At 63.1% G+C, this 3,817-nt stretch carries 3 protein-coding genes; all 3 read left to right on the top strand.

The annotated features are described in order from the left end of the window. The coding region (locus ACTHNZ_RS07940; protein ID WP_440541953.1) for a sodium:solute symporter family protein at positions 1-1,210 on the top strand (1,210 nt) is incomplete at its 5' end. 513 nt (positions 1,211-1,723) lie between these two features. Next, positions 1,724-3,130 (top strand): group II intron reverse transcriptase/maturase, encoded by a 1,407-nt coding sequence (gene ltrA / locus ACTHNZ_RS07935; RefSeq protein ID WP_440541952.1) that lies wholly within the window; start codon positions 1,724-1,726, stop codon positions 3,128-3,130. A gap of 276 nt (positions 3,131-3,406) precedes the next feature. Further along, a partial coding sequence (locus tag ACTHNZ_RS07930; RefSeq protein WP_440541954.1) for an FUSC family protein occupies positions 3,407-3,817 on the top strand: 411 nt, incomplete at its 3' end.

The raw sequence follows: 3,817 nt of genomic DNA, 5'->3' as shown, positions 1-3,817 counted from the left end.
GAACGCTCGCTACGGCAGCCGCACGCTGGCTTTGGCCGTGGCCGTGACCGGGATCGTCGCCACGATGCCCTATATCGCGCTGCAACTGGTCGGCATCGAAGTGGTGATCGGCGGCCTCGGGTTCAATACGACAGGCTTCGTCGGCGATCTGCCGCTCATCATCGCCTTCGCGATTCTCGCGGCCTACACGTACACGTCGGGCCTGCGCGCGCCGGCCATGATCGCCGTGGTCAAGGATCTGCTGATTTACATCACGATCATCGCCGCGGTCATCGTCATTCCGGCGCAGCTCGGCGGCTTTGGGCACATTTTCGGCGCCGTGCCGCACGCCAAGCTGCTGCTCAAGGCACCGGACGTGGCGAGCATGAACGGCTATAGCGCCTACGCCACGTTGGCCGTCGGCTCCGCGCTCGCGCTGTTCCTGTACCCGCACTCGGTCACGGCGATTCTGTCGTCGTCCTCGGGCAACACCATTCGCCGCAACATGGCCATGCTGCCGGCGTACTCGCTCGTGCTTGGTCTGCTCGCGCTGCTCGGCTATATGGCGCTGGCGTCGGGCGTGAAGGACATGCCCGAGTTCGCGCCGTACTTCAAGGCGTTTGGCCCGAACTTCGCCGTGCCGGCCCTGTTCCTGCACTTCTTCCCATCGTGGTTCGTGGGCGTGGCATTCGCGGCGATCGCGATCGGCGCACTCGTTCCCGCCGCGATCATGTCGATCGCCGCGGCGAACTTGTACACGCGCAACATCCACAAGGAGTTCGTCAATCGCAACATGTCGCACGAGCAAGAAACGGGCGTTGCCAAACTCGTTTCCCTGATCGTCAAGGTGGGTGCCGTGGCCTTCATTCTCGGCCTGCCGCTCACCTACGCGATTCAGTTGCAACTGCTCGGCGGCATCTGGATCATCCAGACGCTGCCCGCGATCGTGCTCGGCCTTTATACGCGCAAGCTCGATTCGCGCGGCTTGCTGGCCGGTTGGGCCGTGGGTATCGGCGTCGGCACGTGGATGGCGGCGTCGTCGGGGCTCAAGAGCTCGATCTTCGCGATCCATCTCGGCGGCTATGCGATTCCGGGCTATGCGGCCGTGTGGTCGTTGATCGTGAACCTCGTCGTCGCGATCGTCGTCAGCTTTGCCGTGCGCGCGATCGGCATGAGCCATGCCGAAGACCGTACGCGTCCGGAGGATTACCTCGATCCGGTCGAAGGCTAAAAGCAACGCGTGCCGCTGACGCATCATGCGCGGCGCGCACGCTTCGATTGAACGCCAGGGCGGCCTCGTGCCGCCCTTTTTGCGGTGCGCCCGGCAGGGCGCACCCACTAGGAGGTGAGAGTCCTCTACCCGCCCGGCAAGGGGAAGGGTTAGCCGAAGGCAAGGGTTCTCCGGGTGACTGGAGGTCTGAAGGAAGCTGGGTGGCAAAGCGCTGGCCTGACGAACAGGAAGCGGATATGAGGCGTGGCAGCTGGGTAAGGAGGCCGTAATCTCCGAAGCCCGAAACTTGCACCGACGCGGGCTACGTATATCCGACAGGCATAAGCGTGAAAGTGGGTGCGCAATACCCGGGGAGATCTGTTCGGGTGCTGGGGTGACCCGGCTACCGGCGCTGTAAGGCGACGGGAGGCGCGAACAGAAGTCAGCAGAGGGCATAGTAGGTCGAGGCGAAGGCGGCGAGCCGAGGAGCACTGAGACTGAAGGCCTGAACAGAAGATACCGAGAGTAGGACGGATGATCTCGACGCCGGTTATAGAGGCAGAAGCTCTGGTAACAGGGGCCACGGACACAAGGGGCGGCCGGAAGCCGCAGGATAGCGTTCGGGGTGCGGAGACAGGCGCGGCGACAGACGGGCAAACGAAATCGGAGGACGACTCGCTGATGGCGCGAGTCGTGGATCGCGCGAACATGCGGCTGGCGTATCGGCGAGTGAAGAGGAACAAGGGTTCGGCTGGAGTAGACGGCCTGAGCGTGGAAGACCTCGGCGACTGGCTCAAGATGCACTGGCCAAGTGTGAAGCAAGCGCTGCTGGAAGGGACGTATATACCGCGAGCAGTGCGCCGAGTGGACATTCCCAAGCCGACGGGCGGGGTGCGTATGCTGGGGGTGCCGACCGTTGTAGACCGTCTTATCCAGCAGGCAGTACATCAAGTGCTACAACCGATCTTCGAGCCGACGTTCTCGGTTAGCAGTTTCGGTTTCCGACCGGGCAGGGGTGCGCTGGATGCCATTCGTCGAGCGCAAGCACATGTCCAAGGTGGTCAGCATTGGGTGGTGGACATCGACTTGGAGAAGTTCTTCGATCAAGTCAACCACGATGTGCTGATGGCCCGAGTTGCGCGGCACGTGCAAGATAGAACGGTGCTGAAGCTGATTCGCCGCTTCCTGGAGGCGGGGATGATGAGCGAGGGACTGGTACAAGCGCGCACGGAAGGCACGCCGCAAGGCGGGCCGCTGTCCCCGCTGCTGTCAAACATCTTGCTGAGCGACTTAGACCGGAAACTGGAGAGCCGAGGCTTGGCGTTCTGCCGATACGCGGACGACTGCAACATCTACGTCGGCAGCAAAACGGCGGGACATCGGGTCATGGCGAGCATCAGGGCCTATCTCGAGAGGGTCTTGAAGCTACGCGTGAATGAGGCCAAGAGTGCGGTGGCCCCGCCAAGTACCCGCAAATTCCTGGGTTACCGGGTAGCGGTACGGCAGGGTCAGGCGCACATCCGTGTCGCACCCGAAAGCGTCAAACGACTGCTCGACCGAGTGCGTGCGCTGCTGCGTCAGGGGCGCGGGTGGTCCCTGGCACACACGATCCAAACGCTCAACCCGCTGCTACGGGGCTGGGCCACTTACTACCGCTTGAACGACCAGCGACGGCGAATGGAAGAACTGGACGGATGGTTGCGTCGACGCTTACGCTGCCTACTTTGGCGGCAATGGAAGCGGCCCCACACGCGCGAGCGCCGAATGCTTGAGCTGGGTCTGCGCCCAGAGCGAGCCTGGAAATCGAGCGTAAACGGGCGTGGCCCTTGGTGGAATGCCGGGTCCCATCATCTCAAGCAGGCATTACCCAATGCCTACTTCAAGGTCTGGGGACTGATCTCGATCCGCGAAACTGTGGATCGCCTCCAGCGTATCAACTGAACCGCCGTATGCGGAACCGCACGTACGGTGGTGTGGGAGGGCTGAGGGGGTAACCCCTCACCCTACCCGATTCTGTCGCGCTGTCGGTCATGCTGTCTGGCACGCGCCGGTCACGCGCCTTGTCCGCGTCGGTCACGTTGGTTGCTTCTATCGACGCGGCGCCGCGTTTAGCCGAGAATCGATCCCGTGATTAAGCTCCTTAGCCCCTTCCGATGGCTGACGACGTCGCTGCCGAGCGTCGTCGTTTCGCCGTACTACCGGTACCGGCACGCGAGCATGCTGCACGCCGTGCGCGTCGGCCTGGCGATGCTCGTCTCCATCCTCGTGACCACGGGCATTCACGTGCCGAACGGCATCTGGGCGTCGGTGACGGTGCTCGTCGTCATCGGCGGCTTGCAGCATCACGGCAACATCCGCAAGAAGGCGGCCGACCGAGCGCTTGGGACGATGCTCGGTGCATTGATCGGCCTGATGCTGATCGCGCAGCTGCACTGGATCGGCTCGATGCCGCTCACCTATGTGCTGATGTCGATCGCGGCCGGTGTCTGCGGGTATTACGCGATCGGCAAGGCGGGCTATATCGCGCTGCTCACCGCCATCACGATCTGCATCGTCGCGGGGCACGGAGACAGCACGATCGATACGGGCCTATGGCGGACGCTGAACGTGCTGATCGGCATCGCCGTC

The organism is Trinickia sp. (assembly GCF_051953955.1).
GTDB lineage: Bacteria > Pseudomonadota > Gammaproteobacteria > Burkholderiales > Burkholderiaceae > Trinickia.
The sequence above is the reverse complement of the archived record's forward strand: the minus strand, read 5'-3'. Positions and strand labels throughout refer to the sequence as shown.